The 21,716-nt window shown below is 68.8% G+C and carries 18 protein-coding genes; 6 read left to right on the forward strand and 12 right to left on the reverse strand.

The genetic code is table 11. The features are described 5' to 3' along the window. Positions 1-2: 2 nt before the first annotated feature. Complete coding sequence (locus O4G76_RS10410; RefSeq protein WP_085895299.1) at positions 3-467, forward strand: PTS sugar transporter subunit IIA; 465 nt, start codon at positions 3-5, stop codon at positions 465-467. 13 nt (positions 468-480) lie between these two features. On the opposite strand, the gene O4G76_RS10415 is transcribed toward O4G76_RS10410, so the two are convergent. From O4G76_RS10415 to cysQ, 8 genes are all read right to left on the reverse strand, one after another. Beyond that, complete coding sequence (locus O4G76_RS10415) at positions 481-1,902, reverse strand: nodulation protein NodH (protein WP_269397270.1); 1,422 nt, start codon at positions 1,900-1,902, stop codon at positions 481-483. Next, complete coding sequence (locus O4G76_RS10420) at positions 1,895-3,595, reverse strand: beta-1,6-N-acetylglucosaminyltransferase (RefSeq protein ID WP_269397271.1); 1,701 nt, start codon at positions 3,593-3,595, stop codon at positions 1,895-1,897. The genes O4G76_RS10415 and O4G76_RS10420 overlap by 8 nt, the downstream gene beginning before the upstream one ends. After that, positions 3,592-4,602, reverse strand: a complete 1,011-nt coding sequence (locus tag O4G76_RS10425) for a glycosyltransferase family 2 protein (protein WP_269397272.1) — start codon at positions 4,600-4,602, stop codon at positions 3,592-3,594. The genes O4G76_RS10420 and O4G76_RS10425 overlap by 4 nt, the downstream gene beginning before the upstream one ends. Positions 4,603-4,630: 28 nt before the next feature. Further along, positions 4,631-5,815 carry a glycosyltransferase family 1 protein gene (locus tag O4G76_RS10430; protein WP_269397273.1) on the reverse strand — a complete coding sequence of 395 codons (1,185 nt, stop codon included), beginning with the start codon at positions 5,813-5,815 and terminating at the stop codon, positions 4,631-4,633. 27 nt (positions 5,816-5,842) lie between these two features. Further along, positions 5,843-6,736: a UTP--glucose-1-phosphate uridylyltransferase GalU gene (gene galU / locus O4G76_RS10435; RefSeq protein ID WP_269397274.1), complete on the reverse strand. Its 894-nt coding sequence runs from the start codon at positions 6,734-6,736 to the stop codon at positions 5,843-5,845. 118 nt (positions 6,737-6,854) lie between these two features. Next, entirely contained in the window at positions 6,855-8,099 is a 1,245-nt protein-coding gene (locus O4G76_RS10440; RefSeq protein WP_269397275.1) for a glycosyltransferase, read from the reverse strand. After that, positions 8,096-8,899, reverse strand: a complete 804-nt coding sequence (locus O4G76_RS10445) for a 3-deoxy-manno-octulosonate cytidylyltransferase (protein ID WP_269397276.1) — start codon at positions 8,897-8,899, stop codon at positions 8,096-8,098. The genes O4G76_RS10440 and O4G76_RS10445 overlap by 4 nt, the downstream gene beginning before the upstream one ends. Further along, positions 8,899-9,693: a 3'(2'),5'-bisphosphate nucleotidase CysQ gene (gene cysQ, locus O4G76_RS10450; protein ID WP_269397277.1), complete on the reverse strand. Its 795-nt coding sequence runs from the start codon at positions 9,691-9,693 to the stop codon at positions 8,899-8,901. Before cysQ ends, O4G76_RS10445 begins: the two co-directional genes overlap by 1 nt. Positions 9,694-9,840: 147 nt before the next feature. Here cysQ and O4G76_RS10455 point away from each other — a divergent pair, with 147 nt between their 5' ends. Beyond that, on the forward strand, positions 9,841-10,662 hold the full coding sequence (locus O4G76_RS10455) for an ABC transporter permease (RefSeq protein ID WP_269397278.1): 822 nt from the start codon (positions 9,841-9,843) through the stop codon (positions 10,660-10,662). After that, positions 10,659-11,261 carry an SH3 domain-containing protein gene (locus tag O4G76_RS10460; protein ID WP_269397279.1) on the forward strand — a complete coding sequence of 201 codons (603 nt, stop codon included), beginning with the start codon at positions 10,659-10,661 and terminating at the stop codon, positions 11,259-11,261. The genes O4G76_RS10455 and O4G76_RS10460 overlap by 4 nt, the downstream gene beginning before the upstream one ends. Before the next feature lie 56 nt (positions 11,262-11,317). Here O4G76_RS10460 and O4G76_RS10465 read toward each other — a convergent pair whose 3' ends face one another. After that, positions 11,318-11,926: an alpha-ketoglutarate-dependent dioxygenase AlkB gene (locus O4G76_RS10465; RefSeq protein WP_269397280.1), complete on the reverse strand. Its 609-nt coding sequence runs from the start codon at positions 11,924-11,926 to the stop codon at positions 11,318-11,320. 199 nt (positions 11,927-12,125) lie between these two features. On the opposite strand from O4G76_RS10465, the gene dnaK reads away from it, so the two are divergent. From dnaK to radC, 3 genes are all read left to right on the forward strand, one after another. After that, positions 12,126-14,048 (forward strand): molecular chaperone DnaK, encoded by a 1,923-nt coding sequence (gene dnaK, locus O4G76_RS10470; protein WP_269397281.1) that lies wholly within the window; start codon positions 12,126-12,128, stop codon positions 14,046-14,048. An 81-nt stretch (positions 14,049-14,129) separates the two neighbouring features. Then, complete coding sequence (gene dnaJ, locus O4G76_RS10475) at positions 14,130-15,284, forward strand: molecular chaperone DnaJ (RefSeq protein WP_085895274.1); 1,155 nt, start codon at positions 14,130-14,132, stop codon at positions 15,282-15,284. Between the two features lie 45 nt (positions 15,285-15,329). Then, positions 15,330-16,091, forward strand: coding sequence for a DNA repair protein RadC (radC, locus tag O4G76_RS10480; RefSeq protein WP_269397282.1), 762 nt, complete (start codon positions 15,330-15,332; stop codon positions 16,089-16,091). Here the strand turns inward: radC and O4G76_RS10485 are convergent. From O4G76_RS10485 to secA, 3 genes are all read right to left on the reverse strand, one after another. Then, entirely contained in the window at positions 16,088-17,698 is a 1,611-nt protein-coding gene (locus tag O4G76_RS10485) for a phosphate ABC transporter substrate-binding/OmpA family protein (protein ID WP_269397283.1), read from the reverse strand. The two genes, radC and O4G76_RS10485, sit on opposite strands and share 4 nt — an antisense overlap. Continuing rightward, positions 17,695-18,597, reverse strand: coding sequence for a hypothetical protein (locus O4G76_RS10490; RefSeq protein WP_269397284.1), 903 nt, complete (start codon positions 18,595-18,597; stop codon positions 17,695-17,697). The genes O4G76_RS10485 and O4G76_RS10490 overlap by 4 nt, the downstream gene beginning before the upstream one ends. 134 nt (positions 18,598-18,731) lie before the next feature. Further along, a complete protein-coding gene (gene secA, locus O4G76_RS10495) occupies positions 18,732-21,557 on the reverse strand; it encodes a preprotein translocase subunit SecA (RefSeq protein ID WP_269397285.1) in 2,826 nt (941 codons plus the stop codon). Between the last annotated feature and the right edge of the window lie 159 nt (positions 21,558-21,716).

Consider the following 21,716-nt stretch of genomic DNA (forward strand, 5'->3'; position numbering starts at 1 on the left):
CTATGCAGATTTCCGAGATCCTACCCTCCGAGGGCGTGAAGATGCTGGCCTCCACCAGCTCCAAGAAGCGCCTGTTCCAGGATCTCGGGGACCTCGCCGAGAGCTGCTACGACTTGCCCTCGGGCCGCGTGGTCGAGGCGCTGCTCGAGCGCGAAGGCCTCGGTCCGACCGGCGTCGGTCATGGCGTGGCGCTGCCGCATGCTCGGCTCGAAGGGCTCGAACGGGTGCGCGGCCTGTTCATCCGCTTGGAAAAGCCCCTCGAATTCGATTCGATCGACCGCCAGCCCGTGGACCTCGTCTTCTGCCTGCTGGCGCCGGATGGCAGCGGCGTCGAGCACCTGAAAGCGCTGGCGCTGGTGTCGCGCACGCTGCGCGACGCCGCCACCTGCCAGAAGCTGCGCGCCAATGCCGAGATCGGCACGCTGCACGCGATCCTCACCGAGGGCCCGGCGATACAGGCCGCCTGATTCTCCGGGGCCCTCAGCCGGGCAGCGGCTGCCAATCCTCGAATCCGAAGCGATCGTAATCGCGCGCATAGACCGTGCGAATCGCCCGTTCGACCTCGGCATCGTAGATCGCCACGAGCGCGGCCTCCTGCGGGCCCTGTGCGGGCCGCCATGGCGGCGCCTCGCGCCCGAGCTGCGCGGCGATCCAGGGCAGGTCGCGCGCCAGCTCCGTCTCGCGCAACACCGCATCCGGACTTTCGACCGAGGCCGCGCCCTGCAACAGCGCGCTCTGGCTGGCCCATGCCGCATCGACGCGGAGCGCGGTCTGGCCGCCGAGATTGGCCTTCAGAAAGCCCGCGAACTGCAAGAAGGCCGCGCGGTGCCGCGCCGGATCGGGGTCGGGCCCGTTCGCGGCCGCATCAATGGGAAGCCCGTGGCGGCGACGCAGCGTGTCGCGGATCTCGCCATAAGAGCCGGGGCCCGTGGACAGGATCCGGTCGCAAAAGGCGGCATGGGCCCGCGCCACCGGGTGGCGCAGCACCGCGAAGCTGCGATGCCCGGGATGGGCGCGGCGCCAGTCGCGCAGCGTCTTTTGGGTGAACCCCTCGCGGACCGGCGCGCCATCGAGCGCTTCGAGCCAATGCCGAAGCGCCGCCTCGGGCCCCGATGTCAGCGGCAGGCACAACAGCCCCGTGGTCGCGGCGGCGATGTAGCCCGGCACCATCGCGCCGCGCCGCGGCTCGAAATTCGGTGTGCGGTGCAGGTCGAACCTGTCGATCCGCGCCAATGCCGCCTGCATTTCCTCGACATTCTCGACCTTGTCCGCGATCGGGCCGGGGTTCTGTTTCTTGAGCCCCCGGTCGAGAGCGTCGAGCCGCCCCGTCACCCCGAGCCAGGCCGCGAGGCCGTTCAGGACCTCGACATCCTGCAGATCCGCGTAATCGACGTAGAAGGCGGTCTGGCCGCTCCGCTGCAGCGCCCCCATGATCCGGATCTGCGTCTCTTGCAGCCGCTGCAGATGCGCCTCGAATCCCTCCGGCTCGAAACGGATGCGCGCGGCGCGGGCATGGCGCGCATCGGTAAGCTTCCACTGCCCGGTGGCCGCGGCGATGCGGTGGCTGACATAGGAATCGAGCGGGTTGCGGGTCAGCACGATCTTGGCGATGCGCGGCTCGTCCATGATCGGCCCGAAGAGCCTCGGATCGTGATCGCCGAAATAGCGAAACCCGTTGAGACCGGGTGCCGCCCGCAGCCGCGCCAGGAGCGCAGTGGGATCGGCATCGCGCGCGGCGCGATCAAACCCGAGGATCGGCGGGTCCTGCGGGCTGCCGATGAAATGCGGGTTGAACGCCTCGCCATGGCAGCGCACGCCGTCGAGCGCGTTCAGATTGGCTTCGAGGAAGTTCGAGCCGGTGCGCATCTCGGCGAGCACCACGAAGCTGTCGAATTCAGGCATGGGGTCTCACAAGGTAGGGCCGCGGCGCAGGTCGGCGCGGCGCCGGCGGTTCGATCGGAATGTCGCCGGTCAGATAGGGATGCATGCCGAGATTGCGCATCTCCTGCAGGAACCGTCCCAGCCCGTCGAGCGGCACCATGGCGGGCGGTGGCGGCGGCGCTCCCGCGCGGCCCGGCGCGATGTCCGACAGCATCAGCGCCAGCGCCTCGGCCGGCGCCTCGAGAAATTCCGCCAGCGTCCAGACGCGGATCCGCGCCTTGGCATGGGGCGAGCGCAGCGCCGCGAGGTGATCGGCCTCGACCTGCTGAAGCCGCGCCGCCAGATCGCATAGCCGTGCCGCCGGTCGGCCCGAACGGAGAAGCGGCACCGCCCAAGCCCCCGAGATGACGCCGATCCTGGCATTGGGGTCCTTGGCGATGTCCCAGCTTACCCGCTGGCTGTCGCGCGGACCGAACTGGAACACCTGCCTCGCGCCGCGCCCGTTCCAGATCAGGTTGGTGAGAAAGCGCCGCCCCTGATGGTCGCGCAGCGCCGCGTTGTCCGACATGGCGCCGCGCCAGACCGTCGCGCCATCCGCGAACTCGACCCGCTCCGGTGCGAAGATATGGCCATGCACAGTGGCGCCGCTGGCGCGGGCGAACCACTCCGTGAAGCCGTCATGCAGCTCGGCGAAGCCTTCGAGCACGCCATAGGGAGCGGCGGTAAAGCCGTTCTCCCAGCCCGGATTCGGCAGACGGCTCTGCATGTAGAGACCCGACCGGCCGCGCACCCGCCGCTCGGTCGCCTCGGCAAAGACCCGGTCGATGCGCGCGGGCGAAGGCGCGGCCTCGCCTGCCGGATGGCCGCCCGCGGCCATCTCGTCGTAGATCGCCTGCGCCCGGGGCCAGATCTTGCGCGCCACGAAACAGCCCGAGCGGCGCAGCAATGGCAAGTGATCATCGTAGAACAGGTGCGGCTTGCCCTGAAAATCAAACTTGCACATCGTCAGCGATCGGCTCTCGATATGCGTCGCCCAGCGCCGCGCGAGGCTCTGGAAATAGCTCTCGTCGGGAATCCAGACCCGGCGAAAATAGCGGTCGATCTCGGGGCGCTGCGGATCCGACAGGATCGCGCGCAGCGTCGCCGCCGACAGGCACCACCATTGCGAACCCATATACGGCTCGAACCCGGCGGGCAGTCTCCGACGCACCCCGAGCCGGCGCTGCAGCGCGACGTAACGGTCGAACAGCCAGCGCCGTCGTTTCCAGGAAAACGGGAAGCGCAGCGTGAAGCGCTCCTCGGACAGGCCGCCCACGGTCCAGGGCACCTGCGTGACCCGGGCGCTCTCGATGAAATCGGTGCGGGGCCGCCCGGCGAGGAAGGCGTCGAGTTCCGCCACGGGGCGCAGCGGCACGCAGGAGCCAGAAGCCAGATAGACGTGTCCCAGGCCTGGAAACCGTTCCAGCAGCAATTCCGCCCCGGACTGGGTCGCCGCGACGATGCCCCAGCCGCCCCATTCGCAGCGGTGGCGCGAGCAGAAAAGCACCCGGTCGGAAAGATCGCCGAGCTCCGCGCGAAACCGGTCGAACCGGGCGCGACGCACGGCGCGGTCGACATGCACCACCACCGGGCAGCCCGCATCCGCCCAGTGCCGGATCACCTGGGCCGCGCGGTCCAGCGCGTTGTGCACCAGGATGACGACCCCGAAGCTCATGTCCAGTTGCCCCGCGACATCAGCCCCAGCACCTCGAGCTGACGCCAGTTGATGTATCTTTCGCTCCATCGGCACCACAGCTCGGGCTCCGCCTCAAGCGCGGCGGCATAGGCTTTGTATTCGGCGCTTGCGGCGTAATGTTGGCGGCGCTGCAGCTCCTCGTGGGCCTTGTCGGAAAAGCCGTCGAGAAACTTGGTATGGAGCAGCATGCCGCAGGTCTTCTCGCCGCCCCATTCGTCGTAGACGAGGTTGAGCCCGCGCGGCAGCAGCATGTGGGTCGAGCTGACATAGGCGAAGCGGCGGTCCCACTTCACCAGCGGGATCTTGTTGAGCGCGGGCGCGCGTTCGGGGTCGTCCGCGAAGAAGCTGCGCGCCCGCGGCCCGCCCTGAATCCACAGATTGCCGTAGGTCGCGTTGCGCGACAGGCTGTAATTGCCGGGATCGAACCAGCAGGCGATGTCGAGCGGATCGTCTCCGCGTGCGTAAGGCTGCGCGCCGATCGGCCCCTTCGGGTAGAGGTCGAGCAGCATCGCCCCGAAGCTGCGGATCGACGACGCGTCGAGCCAGTCGGTCAGCGCCCTGAGCGGCCGCGTATCGCAAAACGGATAGACCAGCAGCTCGTCGGGATCGACGGTCAGGCACCAATGGCCATGGCCATGGCGGCGCGCCAGCCAGTTGAGCCAATCGACCCCGAAGCGCGCGCGCTTGTAGCTCGCCTCGGTGCGCCACAGCGACACGTCCTCCTGCGCCGCGAGATATTCGGCGCCGCCATCCGTGCTGCCATTGTCGACCACCAGGAAATGGCCCACCCCGAGCCCCCGGTAGTAGTCGAGGAAATGCGGCAGCCGCGCGTTCTCGTTGCGCAGGGTGGTCAGCACGAGGATGTCGGCGGGGCGGATCTTTTCGGTGCGGTCGGCCACCACCGACAGCTCGCGTCGCTTGCGCAGCGCGCGCAGCCGCCAGCGCCTGCGTTGCAGTCTCAGCCGATATGCCTGCCAGGCCTTCACGCGCCTGCCCCTCCTCGCGATCCGCGTCTTACAGCCCGTCCAGGGCACGGGCGACATGGGCCTCCCAGCTGGGCGGGTCGAGACGAGGCGGGGTTGCGGAGATCGCGGTCTGCGCCCGGACCGCCCGCTCCCACTGGTAGCGATCGGTCGGGTCGCAGTAAACGGCGCGGTCCCCGAGCAATTCGCGGCAGATGGCAAGATCGCCACATATCACCGGGCAGCCCAGCGCCAGCGCCTCCAACGGCGGCAGCCCGTAACCCTCGGCCAGCGAGGGAAAGACCAGCGCCCGCGCCCGTTCCAGAAGCGCCGCGATCGCTGCGTCCGACAGGCCCGGAAACTCGGTCACGCCGGCCACGCCCCGGTCGAGCCGGGCAAATACCTCGGCATTGTTCCAGCCGCGCGCCCCGCAGATCAGCAACCGCGGCGCCTGCGGCCCCAGCCGTTCCCAGACGTCGAGCAGCAGCGCGTGATTCTTGCGCGGCTCGATGGTGCCCAGCGCCACCATGAAGGGCGCTTCCAGATCGAGCCCCGGAGGCAGGGCCGTGGGGTCGGGCCGGGCCGGTGTGACGCCCAGCGGCGCCACGACGATCTCGGGCAGGCGACCGCGCCCGGCCAGATGCGCCGTCACCGGCGCAGCCGTGGTCCGGGCAGTGACGATGACCCGGTCGGCATGGCGCGCCACCACGTCGAGCTTCGCGGCAAAGCCCTCCGCCGTGCCGGGCCGCGCGGCCCGAGGCAGATCGAGCGGGATCGTGTCGTGCAGCAGCACCGCGCTCCGCGCGCCAACACCCCGCATCGCCCGCATCACCCGGTCGTCGAGATCGGCATGGCCGGTATTGAGATAGAGTGCACCGGGCGGCAGATGACGGCGCAGCATCCGTTCGAGCCCGGGCCGCGTGCTGCGGGCAAGGGCATGGCGACGAACATGGCCCTGCGCCGCGCGCCGGGGGGGATCCAGCTTGCGAAACAGCGATGCCACGCGTCCCGCTGCGCCCCATTCATCGGTATCCGACGCGGCCGCAAAGCGCGCCAGCCCGGCGCGATCGAGAAGCAGAAAACCGATCGGCGTACGCAGCAGTCCGAAGACCGGCCGCGTTTCGGCGAGGCAGGCATCGAGCCAGGCCCGCTCGACCCGGTCGACGCCGGTCCTCGTCCGCCCGGCGCGGCTCGCGAGCCGCGTCAGGTCGAGAACCAGCGCCTTGGGCGCGCCCATGCGGCCGGGTATCCGCCTGCGGGGCGATTACTGCGCGGCGTTGCGCAGCCCCATGACCTCGTTGAGATACTGGCCGAACTCGTCGCGCAGTTCCTCGCGGGCGAGGCCGAAAGCCACGGTCGCCTGCAGGAAGCCCGCCTTCGAGCCGCAATCGTAGCGCTCGCCCGCGAAACGGTAGCCATAGACCCCGCGCGGCCCGTCGATTTCCTTGGCGATCGCATCGGTCAGCTGGATCTCGCCGCCCGCGCCCTTCTCGCCGGAATCGAGGTGGTGCATCACCTCGGGCGACAGGATGTAGCGCCCGATCACCGCGAGGTTCGAAGGCGCGTCGGCAGGCTTGGGCTTTTCGACCATGCCGCGTACCTTCATCGAATTGCTCTCGCCCGGTTCGACGTCGAGCACCCCGTAGGAGGATGTGCGCTCGTTCGGCACCTCCATCGCGGCCACCATGCAGCCGCCGGTTTCGCGATGTGCCTCGACCATCTGCTGCAGGCAGGGCTTGTCGGCCGCGATCACGTCGTCGGGCAGAATCACCGCGAAGGGCGCGTCGCCGATCAGGTGACGGGCGCACCACACGGCATGGCCGAGGCCCAGCGCCTGATGCTGGCGGATATAGGCGATGGCGCCCGACGGCATGTAGGTCGATTTCAGCACGTCGAGCAGCTGCTGCTTGCCATCCTCGGCCAGACGCGTTTCCAGTTCGGGGGAATGGTCGAAGTAGTCCTCGAGCGCCGATTTTCCACGCGCGGTGACGAAGATGAACTCCTCGATCCCGGCCGCGCGGGCCTCGTCGATCGCGTATTGGATCAACGGCTTGTCGACGAGGGTCATGATTTCCTTGGGCACCGATTTGGTGGCCGGAAGGAAACGTGTTCCAAGTCCTGCAACGGGGAAGACGGCCTTGGTCACGCGTTGTGTCATCTGTCTAGGTCCTTTGGGTCGCCACTCCGAAAAAGCGGAGGCGTAGAAAACGAAATCACGATGTGCTGTCACATCTGTCTATCACAGAACACGCGATTACAATGACGGTTTCATCGCATCAGACCGCACCACCGGCAGCGGGGTCGCGCAGCGCTCTCTGACGCGCCTCCTCGAAGGCCGCGCGCTCGGCGAAACGCCAGTAGCGGAAGGCCGGGTCACCCGGAAGCGACGGCCCGAACAGCCCGCCCGACTGGACCCAGACGCCGCGCGGATCGAAGCGCAGCCGGTGGCGCCGGGCATCGGGCCACAGCACCAGCAGCGTCACCACGTGTCCGCGCGCCGCGAGCGTCGCGGCCTCGGCCATCTGCGCCCGCGCGGTGAAGGGCCGGGCCGACAGCCAGACGCTGGGCATATCGGGCATGTCGTCGTGCAGGGGCGCGAAGGGCGGCGGCGGCTCGTCGAGCGGCGACAGCCGCCTCAACTCCCGCAGCCGTCCCTCGGAGACGCCGGCATCGAAGCCGGCCATCAGCGGCCCGACATCGCTCGGTGCGATCCGGCCCCATTGCATGTGGTGCAAGAGCCTGCGCCGCTGCGCCGCGCGCTCGGCCTCGATCCGGGCGTTGCCGTCGAGCCGGGCGCCGTGGCGCCGCAGGAACACCGCCAGGCTGGCGCCGATCTCGGACAGGTCGCGCGGCACCCTGTCATGGCGGCGGCGCGGGCTCTCGAGATAGCCGTGATGGACCTGCGCCCCCGGCACCACGGCGGTGCGCGCGCCCAGCGCCGCGAGGCGCAGATTGAGGTCGGTCTCGTCGAGATAGAACCGGTAGGCCGGATCGAAGCCACCCATCGCGGCGAGCACCGAGCGGCGCAGCGCCATGTTGGTGCCCTCGGTCTTGATGCCGCGCCCGAGCCGGCCGCGCAGCACCATGGTCTCGTCCCTTTCCATGACGAGGTCGCGGCAGCTGCCATCGGCGAAGGCCGCCCGCGCCCGCCATTGCCAGCCCAGATGGCCCGGGCCGCGCACGAAGCCGCCCGCCGCCGCCACCGTCTCGTCCGCGAATGGCGAGGTGAGCGCGGCGAGCCAGCCCGGCTCGGGCAGCGCGTCATCGTCGAGAAAGGCCACCACCTCGCCCGCCGCCGCCTCGATGCCGATGTTGCGCGCGAGGCTGATATTGGCCTCGTCGCAACGCCGCACCCGGATGCGGTCGCCCCATGGCGCCAGCGTGGCCTCGCCCTCGGCATCGGTGACGACGATCACCTCATAGGCGGGGTGACGGTTCTGCGCCAAGGCGGTGAGGCACAGCCGCAGCGCCGATGCGCGGCCGCGGCTGGCGATGACGACGCTGACGCGCCCCGGCGTCACGCCACCCGCATCTCGGCGAGCATCGCCTCGATCCGCGGCACGTCCTGCGGGTTGTTCAGCTCCCAGAACTGCCGTCCCCGCGCCTCGACCTCGACGCAGAGGATCGGCACCCGACGCTCGAGAAAGCGCAGCTGCTCCAGCCCCTCGAGCGTCTCCAGCGGCCCCTGCGGCCAGCGGCCATAGGCGGCGAGCGCCGAGGGGCGGTAGGCATAGACGCCGACATGGTGGAACACCGGCGTCGCCTCGTCGGCGGCGTAATCGTCGCGGCCCGTGTAGGGGATGACTTCCTTTGAGAAGTAGAGCGCGGTGTTGTCGGCACCGAAGACCGCGGTGGTGCCGCCGACCCGGCCGGCGCGGCGATCCTCGCGGAATCCCCGCAGCGCCGCCGCGTCGGCCCGCAGCACCGGCGTGGCCACCTCGGCCACCGGGTGGTCGCGCAGATCCTCGATCAGCCGCTCCACGAACCAGGGCGGCGTCAGCGGCGCGTCGCCCTGCAGGTTCACGACGATCTCGAAGCCACCGCCCAGCACATCGAACGCCTCGGCGCAGCGCTCGGTGCCGTTGCGGCAGGCTTCCGAGGTCATCACCACCTCGGCGCCGAAGCCCTCCGCATGGTCGCGGATTCGCTCGTCATCGGTGGCGACGACGATACGCGGGTCGCCAGACACCTGCCGCGCCGCCTCCCAGGAGCGGCGGACGAGGCTGCGCGCCTCGCCGGTGGCGCCCCTGAGTTCGACCAGCGGCTTGCCGGGATAGCGGGTCGAGGCATAGCGCGCGGGGATGACGATCAGCACGGACATCAGGGTTTCGCCAGTTCCACGCCCGGCGCATGGGCGATGAAGAACGGGTTCTCGAAGCCCGGCTTGCCATAGCCCAGCGGGGTGTGATCGTCGAAACGGACCACGCGGCCGCCCGCGCCCGCCAGCACCGCGTGACCGGCGGCCGTGTCCCATTCCATGGTGCGGCCGAGCCGCGGGTAGAGATCGGCCTCGCCGGTCGCTACGAGGCAGAACTTGAGCGAGGATCCCGCGCTCTTCATGTCTGCGACCTCGTACTTGTTGATATAGTCGTCGGTGGCGGCGTCGCGGTGGCTCTTGGAGGCGACGACGCGCAGCGAGGTCTCGGGCGCCGAGACCGAGATCGGCGTCGTGGCGCCGGCGGTCCGGGCGTCGAACGGGCCCTGCTCCTCGACCGAGACGCCGGAGGCATCGGTGTAGAACAGGCGCTGCTTGGCGGGGGCGTAGACGACGCCGCGGGTGGGCTGGCCGTCCTCGACCAGGGCGATGTTGACGGTGAAATCGCCGCGGCGCTGCACGAATTCCTTGGTGCCGTCGAGCGGATCGACGATCAGGAAGGTCGAGACGGACTGGCCATGGCTGTCGGCCTGCTCCTCGGTGACCAGGGGCAGGTCGGGAAAGGCCTCGCGCAGACCGGCCGAGATCAGCGCGTCGGCGGCCTCGTCGGCGGCGGTGACGGGGCTGTCGTCGCCCTTGGCGCGGACGTCGAAATCGGGGCCGTCATAGATCTCCATGATCTTCTCGCCCGCCTCGATGGCCAGGGTGCGCATCACCTGCATCAGCCGTTCGAAATCCATGCAATCGTCCCTTTCAACAATGTGGTGCCCCGAAATCGTCATCCGCTTCGTGCAAAGTTGATAGGCGGAGCGATATCCTTATGATGTCCCGTCTGAAGATCGGCAAGAAATTCGTCGCCGGCCCCGCCGGCCGCCAAGCGAGGTCAGATGTTCGAAAGCGAGCGCCCCCGTGGCACCGGCAGACGCGCCGCCGGACTGGCCGAGCTGATCTATCATTCCACGGTGCGCGAGGTGCGCCGGAGCCATCGCAACGCGCTGGCCGGGCTGTTGTTGAACATCGTGCAGGCGGTGATCTTCGTGCTCGCCTTCTACCTGATGTTCACCCTGATCGGCGCGCGCGGCGCCGGGCTCAGGGGCGATTTCCTGCTCTACCTGATGTCGGGGATCTTCCTGTTCCTGACCCATACCAAGGCGGTGACGGCCGTGGTCAAGGCCGACGGCCCGGCCTCGTCGATGATGAAGCACGCGCCGCTCAACACCGCCGTGACCATCTCCGCGGCGGCCTTGGGCGCGCTCTACATCCAGCTGCTGTCGCTCCTGGTGATCCTGTTCTTCTACCACGTGCTGGTGACGCCGGTGGAGATCGACGACCCCGTCGGCGCGATGGGCATGCTGCTGGTCGCGTGGTTCTCGGGCGTCGGCGTCGGGATGATCTTCATGGCGATCAAGCCCTGGCTGCCGGAATTCACCCAGATCGGCGTCTCGGTCTATGCCCGCACCAACATGATCGCCTCGGGCAAGATGTTCGTCGCCAACACGCTGCCCGGCTACCTGCTGCCGGTGTTCGACTGGAACCCGCTGTTCCACGCGATCGATCAGGCGCGCGGCCATGTCTTTCTCAACTACACGCCGCATTTCACCTCGGCCCTCTACCCGCTCTGGGTCGGGCTGGCGCTGGTGTCGATCGGCATGATGGCCGAGTTCTTCACCCGCAAGCGCGCCTCCGCGAGCTGGAGCGCCGGACGATGAGGTGGCTGGCGCTGCTTTTCGGGCTCTGGGCCGCGCCCGTCTCGGCCACGGTCGATGCCTGGCCGGCGCTGTTCGACGTGGCGCGTGTGGCGGCGGATGACGCGCTCAACATCCGCTCGGGCCCCGGTGCCGGCCACGAGGTGATCGGCAGGCTCGCCCATGACACGCGCGGCGTCGAGGTGATCGAGATGTCGCGCGACGGGCACTGGGGCCGGGTCAATGCCGGGGAGGGCACCGGCTGGGTGGCGCTGTCCTTCCTCGACCGTCGCCCCGGGCAATGGGACGGGGCAATCCCGCCCCTCGCCGCCTGCTTCGGGACCGAGCCGTTCTGGCGTCTCGAGACCGGTGCGACATGGCGCATGGATACGCCCGAGGAGGTGATCTTCGACGTGCCCGCCCCCGACCTCGTGGGCAGCGCCGCCCATCGCGGCCGCTTTGCCGGGGCGGTGACGGCGGGCGGGGCGATCTGGACCCTGTCGGTGTTGAACCAGCCATGCTCAGACGGCATGTCCTCGCGCCGCTACGGCTTCGAGGCGATGCTGATCGGCGCGGCGCCCGAGACCAGCCTCCGCACCGGCTGCTGTTCGCTCGCCCCCTGAGCCTTTCGCGCCAAAAGCCTTCCAAGGCTTTTGCAAAAACTCTTGCAAGAGTTTTGCTACCGCACCACCCGCAGGGTGACATTGATCCGGCCGCCGCCCGGGATCAGCGTCGAGGACCCCGCCCGGACCCGGTCGATGCCGTGATGCACCAGCCGCGCCGCGCCGCCCATCACCGCCACATCGCCCGAACGCAACCAGATCGAGGCGGTCGAGCCGCCCCGCTCGACCGATCCCACCCGGAACAGCGCCTCGTCGCCGAGGCTGATCGACACCACCGGGTAGGAGAAATCCCCCTCGTCGCGATCCTGGTGCATGCCCATCTTCGCCCCTTCACGGTAAAGATTGACCAGGCAGCTGTCGAGATCGACCGCGACCCCGGCGACCGCACGCCAGACGCCGAGCACGCTGTCGGGGATCGGCGGCCAGGGCATGCCGGTCTCGGGATGCACCGGCGCGTAGCGATAGCCGCGCCGGTCCGCGACCCAGCCCAGCCGGCCGGCGGAGGTCATCTGCACGCTCATCGGGCCGCGCCGGGTCACCGGGCGCATCATCGGGGCGGCGCGCGCCACCTCGCGCAGCTCCGCCAGCATCGCGGCCTGCGCATCCGCATCGATGAAGCCCGGCAGCACCTTCACGCCGCGCAGCTCGATCTCCTCGCCCCTCATCCGCTCTCCCGCCATCCGGTTCCGGCCATACGGCAAAATGGCGCGTCTCGGCCAATGCTGCCAGTTGCAGCCCGAAAATGCCCTCCCTATATAGCCCAGTGATCCGCGACGGGCCCGTCCCGCCGCAAAATTCCTGTCCGGGGCAGATGCCTCAACGGGTCCGCACCGGAAAACCGCCTAGAGCTAGAGGGTTTTGAACATGGCTAAAGTAATCGGCATCGACCTTGGGACCACCAATTCCTGCGTCGCGATCATGGATGGCTCGCAGCCCCGCGTGATCGAGAACTCGGAAGGCGCCCGCACCACCCCGTCGATCGTCGCCTTCACCGATGACGAGCGTCTCGTCGGCCAGCCAGCCAAGCGGCAGGCCGTGACCAACCCGTCCAACACGATCCATGCGGTCAAGCGCCTGATCGGCCGCCGCATGTCCGACGCCGCGGTCGAGAAGGACCGCAAGCTCGTGCCCTACAAGATCGTCGATGGCGGCAATGGCGACGCCTGGGTCGAGGTGAAGGGCGAGAAGTATTCCCCGTCGCAGATTTCCGCCTTCACCCTACAGAAGATGAAGGAGACCGCCGAGTCCTATCTCGGCGAGGAGGTGACGCAGGCCGTCATCACCGTTCCCGCCTATTTCAACGACGCCCAGCGTCAGGCCACCAAGGATGCCGGCAAGATCGCCGGCCTCGAAGTGCTGCGCATCATCAACGAGCCCACCGCGGCGGCGCTGGCCTATGGCCTCGACAAGAAGGATTCGAAGACCATCGCCGTCTACGACCTCGGCGGCGGCACCTTCGACGTCACCATCCTCGAGATCGATGACGGCCTGTTCGAGGTGAAGTCGACCAATGGCGACACCTTCCTCGGTGGCGAGGATTTCGACATGCGCATCGTGAACTACCTCGCCGAGGAGTTCAAAAAAGAGCATGGCAGCGACCTCACCCAGGACAAGATGGCGCTGCAGCGCTTGAAGGAAGCGGCCGAGAAGGCCAAGATCGAGCTGTCCTCCAGCCAGCAGACCGAGATCAACCAGCCCTTCATCTCGATGGACGGCAAGACCGGCACGCCGCTGCACCTGGTCATGAAGCTGACCCGCGCCAAGCTGGAAAGCCTCGTCGGCGACCTGATCAAGGCCTCGATGAAGCCCTGCCAGGCGGCGCTCAAGGATGCCGGCATCTCGACCTCCGAGATCGACGAGGTGGTTCTCGTCGGCGGCATGACCCGCATGCCCAAGGTGATCGAGGAAGTGACCAAGTTCTTCGGCAAGGAGCCGCATAAGGGCGTGAACCCCGACGAGGTGGTGGCGCTCGGCGCGGCGATCCAGGCCGGCGTGCTGCAGGGCGACGTCAAGGACGTGGTGCTGCTCGACGTGACGCCGCTGAGCCTTGGCATCGAGACGTTGGGTGGCGTGTTCACCCGCCTGATCGACCGCAACACCACGATCCCGACCAAGAAGAGCCAGATCTTCTCGACCGCCGAGGACAACCAGAACGCGGTGACGATCCGGGTCTTCCAGGGCGAGCGCGAGATGGCCGCCGACAACAAGATGCTCGGCCAGTTCAACCTCGAGAACATCCCGCCCGCGCCGCGCGGCATGCCGCAGATCGAGGTGACCTTCGACATCGACGCCAACGGCATCGTCTCGGTCTCGGCCAAGGACAAGGGTACCGGCAAGGAGCAGAAGATCACCATCCAGGCCTCGGGCGGTCTCACCGACGAGGACATCGAGAAGATGGTGCGCGAGGCCGAGGAGAACGCCGATGCCGACAAGAAGCGGCGCGATCTGGTCGAGGCCAAGAACCAGGCGGAGAGCCTGATCCACTCGACCGAGAAATCGCTCGAGGAGCACTCCGACAAGGTCGATCCCTCGACCGTCGAGGCGATCGAGCTGGCCATCGCGGCGCTCAAGGACGAGCTCGAGGGCGACAACCCCGAGAAGATCCGCTCCGGCATCCAGAACGTCTCCGAGGCTTCGATGAAGCTGGGCGAGGCGATCTACAAGGCCAGCCAGGCCGAGGCCGGCGAGGAAGAGCCCGCCGAGAGCGACAAGCCGCGTGACAACGATGACGACGGCATCGTCGACGCCGACTTCGAGGATCTGGACGACGACAAGCGGGGCCGCTGAGGCGCCGCGAGAGCTCTAGTCCAAGGAGCCGGCCCGGCGACCGGGCCGGCTCCTTCCGTTTCCGAAAGGTAGGACGATCCTATGGCAAAACGCGACTATTACGAAACGCTCGGGGTCTCCAAGGGCGCGTCCGCCGACGAGATCAAGAAGGCCTATCGCCGCAAGGCGAAGGAGCTGCATCCCGATCGCAACTCCGACAACCCGCAGGCCGAGGAGCAGTTCAAGGCCGCCAACGAGGCCTATGACGTGCTCAAGGATGCCGACAAGAAGGCCGCCTATGACCGCTATGGCCACGCCGCCTTCGAGGGCGGCATGGGCGGGCGTCCGGGCGGCGGCGCCGGTGGCTTCCGTGGCCAGGGCGATTTCGCCTCGGCCTTCTCGGACGTGTTCGACGATCTGTTCGGCGATTTCATGGGTCAGCGCGGCGGTGGCGGCGGTCGGTCCCGCGCCGCGCGGGGCAACGACCTGCGCTACAACCTGCGCATCAATCTCGAGGACGCCTTCGCCGGCATGCAGAAGACCGTGACGGTGCCGACCTCGGTCACCTGCGGCAAGTGCCACGGCTCCGGCGCCTCCGACGGCTCCGAGCCCGCCACCTGCCCGACCTGTTCGGGCATGGGCAAGGTCCGCGCGCAGCAGGGTTTCTTCACGGTCGAGCGCACCTGCCCGACCTGCAACGGCATCGGCCAGATCATCAAGGATCCCTGCCGGGCCTGCCAGGGCGCGGGACGCGTCGAAAAGGAGAAGTCGCTCTCGGTCAACATCCCGGCGGGCGTCGAGACCGGCACCCGGATCCGTCTCGCGGGCGAAGGCGAGGCCGGGCTCAGGGGTGGTCCTTCGGGCGATCTCTACATCTTCATCGACGTGGCCGAGCATCAGCTGTTCAAGCGCGACGGCCATGATCTCTACTGCCGCGTTCCCGTCTCGATGGCGGCGGCGGCGCTGGGCGGCGATATCGAGGTGCCGACCATCGATGGCGGCAAGAGCCGGGTGAAGATCCCAGAGGGCAGCCAGTCGGGCCGGCAGATGCGGCTGCGTGGCAAGGGCATGCCGGCGCTGCGCGGCGGCCAGCGCGGCGACATGTTCATCGAGCTCGCGGTCGAGACGCCGGTGAACCTCACCGCGCGGCAGCGCGAATTGCTGCGCGAATTCGACGAGGCGAGCGAGAAGAACAACCCGCAGAGTTCGAACTTCTTCTCCGCCGTGAAGGGGTTCTGGGACTCGATGAAGGGCTGAGCCTCTTAAGCCCGTCTTAACCATGCCCGCGAGACATTCGCGGGCATGGCACCCGACCCGTCATTCTCCGAGCGCCCCCTGCCCTTCGACGCCGACGAAGTGGCCGAGATCGCGCCGCTGCCCAAGGGTCGCCTGCCGTCCTACATGGCCGACCACCGCCGCCGCCTGCGCGAGAGGTTCCTCTCTGGCGGCGCCGAGGCGATGCCCGATTACGAGCTTCTGGAGCTGCTGCTGTTTCTCGCGGTTCCGCGGCAGGACATGAAACCTCTGGCGCGGCAGCTGATCGACGAGTTCGGCGATCTCAACCGGGTCCTCGCGGCTCCGATCCCGCGATTGTCCGGGGTCGAGGGCGCCGGGCCCTCGGTCGTCGGCGCCCTGAAGCTGGTCGAGGCCGTCGCCCACCGCATGGCCCGCGCCCGGGTCATCGCGCGCCCCGTGCTGTCGGGCTGGGAGCCGCTTCTCGACTACTGCCGCACCGTGATGGCGCATCGCGAGACCGAGCAGTTCCGGGTGCTGTTCCTCGACCGGCGCAACGTGCTCGTCGCGGACGAGGCGCAGGCGCGCGGCACGGTGGACCACGTGCCCGTCTATCCGCGCGAGGTGGTCAAGCGGGCGCTGGAGCTGAACGCCTCGGCGCTGATCCTCGTGCACAACCACCCTTCGGGGGATCCCACCCCGTCCGAGGCCGACATCGCCATGACCGCGCAGATCGAGGCGGCGGCCGGGGCCTTGGGCATCATGCTGCACGACCACCTCGTCATCGGCAAATCGCGCGAGACCAGCTTTCGCGCCGCAGGGCTGCTCTAGCGTAGCGGTGCCACCCAGAGCTCGACCCGGCGATTGATGCCGCGCCCGGTCTCGGTGTCGTCGCAGCCCATCGGCAGCGCCTCGCCGAAGGCCGCGACCTCGAGCGCCACGCCTGCGGGCAGCGTGCCGCCAAGCAGCGACAGCACCGATGCGCGCACCGCCTCGGCCCGTTCCAGCGACAGGTCGTGATTGGCCACGGGCCCGCCGAGTCCGTCGCTGAACCCCGCCAGCAGCAGCGACTCGCCGTTGTGACGCCCGTCCCGGATCGCGTGGGCGAGCTGCACCACATGGCTGCGCGACACCGCGTCGAGCGCCGCCGCGCCGGGCTCGAAGCGGAAGGTGGTCGACAGGCGCTGGCGCGGCTCAAGCACCCGCAGCATCCGTTGCAGCTCGCCCAGCCCCACATCCTCGCCCGCCGCGAGCACCGCCCCCGCGAGGCGGCGGCCCTGCGCCTCGATCGGAATCGGTAGCGGCGCCAGCCCGGTCACCCCGGCGCGGCGCAGCACCAGCTGCGCCTCGGCGCTGGCAATCCAGTCGAGAAACGCCTCGGCCGCTTCCGGCAGGCGGCGCATCGGGCGGTAGAGCACCAGCGGCAGGGTGAGCGGGAAATCCCCGGTCATCACCGTCTCGGCGCTGGCGTTGCTGCGCAGGCCGCAGGGTCCGCCGAGCGTCAGCGGCTGCGTCGTACCGAGCCGCCCGAAGGGCAGCATGCCGATGCCGCCGGGATCGGCGGCCACGGCGGTGGCCAGCGTATCGGTGTCGGGATGGCGGATCACCTCGGGCGACAAGACGCGCTCCGAGCGGCCCAGCACCAGCGCCTCGAAGCCCTGCATCTGGCCGCTGGCCTCCGGCCCGAGATGCAGCCGCACCGGCCCCGGCGTACCGCCCAGCCGCGACCAGTCGGTGATCTCGCCCGCATAGAGCCGCGACAGCTGCGGCAGCGACAGGGCCCGAAGCCTGCGCCCCGGCGCCACCACCGGCACCAGCGCATCGAGGCCGATCAGCTGCAACCGCCCGGGGCTGTCGAGCCGACCCAGACCGGCATCGCGCGCCAGGGCCAGCTCTTCGGCGTCGAGCAGCCGCTCGGCCATGGCGAGATCGGCTTCGTCGGCGAGCAGGTCGGCAAAGCCGTCCTCGGTCGAGGTGAGCCGGAACGACACCCGCAGCCGCGTCTCGCCCCCCTCGGCCTCAACGAGAGCGTAATGCCGATGCGTGGCATCGGTCTCGACGGTTTCGATCGCCAGCCCCCGTTCGCGCGCATAGCCGTCGACCAGCGCCGGCAGCACCAGCTCGCCCAGCCGCGCCGCGCCAGACAGCCGCAGTTCGGGCACCCATGTCTCGGGATCGGGGCAGGCCATGCCCTCGCAGCTCACGCCCGACAAGGGCAGCGTCAGTTCGCCATGCTCGGTCGCCACCCGCAGATAGCGCCCGTCATAGCCCAGCAGGCTGCCGGTGAGGCGCAGCGAGCCGCTGCGCGAGGTGAGCTGCACGGTGGTGTCCGGCTCCTGCGCCAGCGCCGGAAGCGGCCAGAACGCCAACGCGGCCCAGAGGGCCGCGCGGCGCAGGATCTGCTGAAACGATGGGGGTGCGGGGCGTTGCGGCGTCATCTCGACGCGACTGTCAGTCCCGGCTCGAGGTTTTGCAAGACGAGAAGCTCGCCCACCGCGTCGCAGCCCGGAAGCGTGACTTCGATATCGGTGCTGGCGATGCTCTCGGCGTCACCCACGCGGACCAGCTCGGCCGCGACCGGGCTGCCGCAATTCGTCGCGGTGACCTCGATCTCGACGCTGATCGCGGCGGCATCGCCCACGGGCGCGCTATAGATCTCGGCCAGACGCGGCGCCGGTGCGGCCGGATCGCCAAGCCCGATCATCGAGGCCCCGCCTGCCGCGCCCGGTGCCATGTCGCGGCTCACATGGCCAGACTCGCCATACCGCGCGCCGGGCGCCAGCGCGTGGAGCGAGAGCCCGTCGCCATCGCGCCACTGCAGCGCCACGCGGTGCCATTCGGCCATGTCCGGAAGCTCGGTGCGGGCCACCGCCATGGCGCCCCCCGCCTCGGCCATGAAGACCGCGTCGCGCGAGAGCGCCGGGAACAGCACCCCGGCCTCGCCCTGCGCATCGGTCAGCAGCGTCACGGTCAGCCCTTGGTGGCGAAGCGTGACGCGGGCCAGCGGCGCGCAGGGCGCGGCAAGCTGCAACTCCGCGATGGCGCCGGGGCGCGGCTCGGCCGAAAGGCGCAGATCGCAGCCCTCCTTCGCGGGCACCGGCCCGAGTCGCGCCAGCCGGGCGGGGCTGCGCGGCGGCTGAGGCAGGTCGAACGCCCCGGAAAGACGCGGCGCCATCTCGGTGACGGCGGCGGTCAGCACCGGCGCTTCGGGATAGGTTTCGGGGAGGTCGACCGGCGTCGCAGCGGCGCGCGACACGCCGCTTTCCATGAACTGTCCGATCGCGACGGCCGCGCCCGCGCAGGCGGTCGCGGTCAGGAGAAAACGCAAGACGGCCATGACCAGATCCTCTTTCAACTCCACCGATCATGGCACCCCCGCAAGGCCCGGGCGCGTCCGCAACCCGGCACCTTGGGGGAGTCATCCGGGCACAATTGCGGCAAAACCCGCGGCCCGGAGGGGAGATAGGAGGATCAGAGCTTGCCGTGGCAGTGCTTGAACTTCTCGCCCGAGCCGCAGGGGCAAGGCTCGTTGCGCGAGGGCGCGCCCCAGGTCGCGGGATCGTTCTCATCGAAGCCCGGCACCGCTCCGGCAGCCGCGTCGGCGGCAGGTGCCGCCCCGGCGGTGGCCAGCTCGGGCGCCTCGCGGCGCGGCGCGGGGGCGGGCTGAGCCGCCGCACCGGCCGCACTGGCGGCACCGGTCGCACCGGCGGCCGCACCGGTCGCGGCCGAGGCACCGGCAGCCGCGGCGCCGTTGCCACCGGAGGCCTGCGCCCGCGCCTGCATCGCGCGCTGCAACATCGCCTGCTGCTCTTCCTTGGAGATCGGCCGGATCTGCGCCAGCTTCTCGGTCACCTCGGTCCTGAGCCCGTCGAGCAGCCCCTCGAACAGCTGGAAGCTCTCGGTCTTGTACTCGTTGAGCGGATCGCGCTGCGCATAGCCGCGGAAACCGACTACCGAGCGCAGATGCTCGAGCATCAGCAGATGTTCACGCCACTTGCCGTCGATGGTCTGCAGCAGCACCTGCTTCTCGATGCTCTTCATGGTCTCGGGGCCGAAGGTCTCGGCCTTCTCGGCCATCAGCTTGTCCGAGGCCTCTTCGAGCCGCTCGCGGATCTCCGCGTCGTCGACGCCTTCCTCCTCGGCCCATTTCATCACCGGCACGTCGATGCCGAGCACCTGGATCGCCTGGGCGTAGAGCCCCTCGGTGTCCCACTGGTCGGCATAGGCCTTGGGCGGGATATGGGCGGCGACGAGGTCCTCGATCACCTGATGGCGCATGTCGGCGACGATCTCCGACAGGTCCTTGGCCTCCATGATCTCGCGGCGCTGGGAGAAGATCACCTTGCGCTGCTCGTTCATCACGTCGTCGTATTTGAGGAGCTGCTTGCGGATGTCGAAGTTGCGGCCCTCGACCTTGGCCTGCGCGCGTTCCAGCGACTTGTTCACCCAAGGGTGCACGATCGCCTCGCCTTCCTTCATGCCCAGGCCCGACAGCACCTTCTCGAGCCGCTCCGAGCCGAAGATCCGCATCAGGTCGTCTTCGAGCGACAGGAAGAAGGAGGACCGGCCCGGATCGCCCTGCCGGCCCGAGCGGCCGCGCAGCTGGTTGTCGATGCGGCGGCTCTCGTGGCGCTCGGTGGCCAGAACGAACAGGCCGCCGGCTTCCAGCACCGCCTTCTTCTCGTCGGCATGCTCGGCCTCGATCCGGGCGCGGATCTCGTCGGGATGCGCCTCCGGATCGGCGGCCAGCGCCTCGAGCACCTTCAGCTCGACATTGCCGCCAAGTTGGATGTCGGTGCCGCGGCCGGCCATGTTGGTGGCGATCGTCACCGCACCGAGCTTGCCGGCATCGGCGATGATCTGCGCCTCCTGCTCGTGCTGGCGGGCGTTGAGCACGTTGTGCTTGATGCCCTCCTTTTCGAGCAGCTGGCTCAGGAACTCGGATTTCTCGATCGAGGTGGTGCCGACGAGGATCGGCTGGCGCTTCTCATGCGCCTCCTTGATCGCCTTGACCACGCCGTCGAACTTCTCGCGGGCGGTGCGGTAGACCTGATCGTGCTCGTCGATCCGCTGGATCGGGCGGTTGGTCGGCACCTCGACCACGCCGAGCCGGTAGATCTCGTAGAACTCGTCGGCCTCGGTCAGTGCGGTGCCGGTCATGCCCGCGAGCTTGTCGTAGAGCCGGAAGTAGTTCTGGAAGGTGACGCTGGCCAGCGTCACGTTCTCGGGCTGGATGTCGAGGTTTTCCTTGGCCTCGATCGCCTGATGCAGCCCGTCCGAAAGCCGGCGGCCATGCATCATCCGGCCGGTGAACTCGTCGATCAGCACGGCCTGGCCGTCGCGGATGATGTAGTCCTTGTCACGGGTGAAGAGCTTGTGCGCCCTGAGCCCCTGGTTGACGTGGTGCACGATCGTCGTGCTCTCGGGGTCGTAGAGCGTCTGCCCCTCGGGCAGGATGCCGAGCGCCTGCAGCCGCGTCTCGAGAAACTCGTTGCCCTCGTCGGTATAGGTGACCGAGCGGGTCTTTTCGTCGAGCGTGTAATGCTCGTCGGTGAGGTCCGGGATCACCCGGTCGATGCTCCGGTAGAGCTCGGAACGGTCCTGGCTCGGACCCGAGATGATCAGCGGCGTGCGCGCCTCGTCGATCAGGATCGAGTCCGTCTCGTCGACGATCGCGAAGTTGTGGCCGCGCTGGTTCATCTGGGACAGCTCGGACTTCATGTTGTCGCGGAGATAGTCGAAGCCCAGCTCGTTGTTGGTGGCATAGGTGACGTCGGCGGCATAGGCCCCCTTCTTCTCGGCCTCGGGCTGCTGCGGATAGACCACGCCGGTGCTGAGCCCCAGCGCGCCATAGACCTTGCCCATCCACTCCGCGTCGCGCTTGGCGAGGTAGTCGTTCACGGTGACGACGTGCACGCCCTTGCCCGACAGCGCGTTGAGATAGGCCGGGAAGGTCGCGACCAGGGTCTTGCCCTCACCGGTCTTCATCTCGGCGATGTTGCCCTGATGCAGGAAGATGCCGCCCATCAACTGCGTGTCGAAGGCGCGCAGGCCAAGCGCGCGGCGCGCCGCCTCGCGGCAGTTGGCGAAGGCCTCCGGCAGCAGGTGATCGAGGCTCTCGCCCTTCTCGATCCGCTCCTTGAACTCGACGGTCTTGGCCTTGAGGCCCGCGTCATCCAGCGCCTGGAACTCGGGTTCGAGCGCGTTGATCTTCTCGATCAGCGGTCGCGTGGACTTGATCTTGCGGTCGTTCGGCGTGCCGAAGACCTTCTTGGCCAGCGATCCGATACCCAGCATTGGCGATTGTCTCCTGCCGTCGTCCTGTGATCTGCAAGGAGGTCGCTTGTCGCCCCCGCATGTGGGGCATAGATAGGGCGCAAGTGCCGCCCTTTGCCAGCCCATCCGGCGATGTAAGGGGCGGGGGACCGAGTGTCAACGTCGCGCCCGGGACGCGTC

The sequence above is a fragment of the Limimaricola sp. G21655-S1 genome (genome assembly GCF_027213785.1).
GTDB lineage: Bacteria > Pseudomonadota > Alphaproteobacteria > Rhodobacterales > Rhodobacteraceae > Limimaricola.